Source organism: Acinetobacter sp. YH12112 (genome assembly GCF_013418945.1).
In the GTDB taxonomy this organism is placed as follows: Bacteria; Pseudomonadota; Gammaproteobacteria; order Pseudomonadales; family Moraxellaceae; genus Acinetobacter; species Acinetobacter indicus.
Genome location: NZ_VPBA01000090.1, coordinates 1 through 1,659, shown reverse-complemented (window position 1 = coordinate 1,659; position 1,659 = coordinate 1). Strand labels below are relative to the sequence as shown.

The following is a 1,659-nucleotide window of genomic DNA, read 5'->3' as shown; positions in this document are numbered from 1 at the left end:
GCCAGGCCTCAGCATTTTATTATGGTGATCCCCTGGGCGAAATGCGCCTGGTAAGCAGAGTTTTTGAAATGTAAGGCCTTTGAATAAGACAAAAGGCTGCCTCATCGCTAACTTTGCAACAGTGCCATTTTAAGCGTTATGCTAAGCCCAGGAAGCCGCAGGATCTTTTGAACCACAACTGCATTAACGTCCGCTATTCTGATACGAGTGGATTGTACGCCTGGGAATTCGAGAAAGATGCTCAGAAATTCAGTCTGAAAGTCAAAGGGCAATATATTGCGAACAGCACGATTCATCAGCTCGATGCAGCATTAGACGGGCTGGGGATTGCCTATATTCCCGAGTATGTTGCAGATGGATATATCAAAAGCGGCAAGCTGATTGCTGTTCTGACCGAGTGGTGTCCATATTTTGACGGCTACCATATTTATTATCCTCACCGCCGACAGGATTCTCCTGCGTTTATGGCTTTTCTGCAAGTTTTGCGTGACAGGTACAATAATGGAATAAGATAAATTTATGAGTAAAGGATTATGTCCACGATAAGCACCTGGGTCGATTCCTGGGAGGCGGCCATGAGGGTAGGGAAGCGCCGTCCCGTCAAGTCAGCGTAATGCTCTGCCAGTGTTACAACCAATTAACCAATTCTGATTAGAAAAACTCATCGAGCATCAAATGAAACTGCAATTTATTCATATCAGGATTATCAATACCATATTTTTGAAAAAGCCGTTTCTGTAATGAAGGAGAAAACTCACCGAGGCAGTTCCATAGGATGGCAAGATCCTGGTATCGGTCTGCGATTCCGACTCGTCCAACATCAATACAACCTATTAATTTCCCCTCGTCAAAAATAAGGTTATCAAGTGAGAAATCACCATGAGTGACGACTGAATCCGGTGAGAATGGCAAAAGCTTATGCATTTCTTTCCAGACTTGTTCAACAGGCCAGCCATTACGCTCGTCATCAAAATCACTCGCATCAACCAAACCGTTATTCATTCGTGATTGCGCCTGAGCGAGACGAAATGCGCGATCGCTGTTAAAAGGACAATTACAAACAGGAATCGAATGCAACCGGCGCAGGAACGCTGCCAGCGCATCAACAATATTTTCACCTGAATCAGGATATTCTTCTAATACCTGGAATGCTGTTTTCCCGGGGATCGCAGTGGTGAGTAACCATGCATCATCAGGAGTACGGATAAAATGCTTGATGGTCGGAAGAGGCATAAATGCCGTCAGCCAGTTTAGTCTGACCATCTCATCTGTAACATCATTGGCAACGCTACCTTTGCCATGTTTCAGAAACAACTCTGGCGCATCGGGCTTCCCATACAATCGATAGATTGTCGCACCTGATTGCCCGACATTATCGCGAGCCCATCTATACCCATATAAATCAGCATCCAGGTTGGAATTTAATCGCGGCCTCGAGCAAGACGTTTCCCGTTGAATATGGCTCATAACACCCCTTGTATTACTGTTTATGTAAGCAGACAGTTTTATTGTTCATGATGATATATTTTTATCGGCACTGTTGCAAATAGTCGGTGGTGATAAACTTATCATCCCCTTTTGCTGATGGAGCTGCACATGAACCCATTCAAAGGCCGGCATTTTCAGCGTGACATCATTCTGTGGGCCGTACGCTGGTAC

General features: G+C 45.0%; 2 protein-coding genes. One reads left to right on the top strand and one right to left on the bottom strand.

All coding sequences use genetic code 11. The annotated features are described in order from the left end of the window. Positions 1 to 113 precede the first annotated feature (113 nt). Complete coding sequence (locus tag FTU50_RS15210; RefSeq protein ID WP_001183556.1) at positions 114 to 515, top strand: LysR substrate-binding domain-containing protein; 402 nt, start codon at positions 114 to 116, stop codon at positions 513 to 515. Positions 516 to 651: 136 nt separating this feature from the next. Here FTU50_RS15210 and FTU50_RS15205 read toward each other — a convergent pair whose 3' ends face one another. Then, positions 652 to 1,467 carry an APH(3')-I family aminoglycoside O-phosphotransferase gene (locus FTU50_RS15205; RefSeq protein ID WP_000018323.1) on the bottom strand — a complete coding sequence of 272 codons (816 nt, stop codon included), beginning with the start codon at positions 1,465 to 1,467 and terminating at the stop codon, positions 652 to 654. Between the last annotated feature and the right edge of the window lie 192 nt (positions 1,468 to 1,659).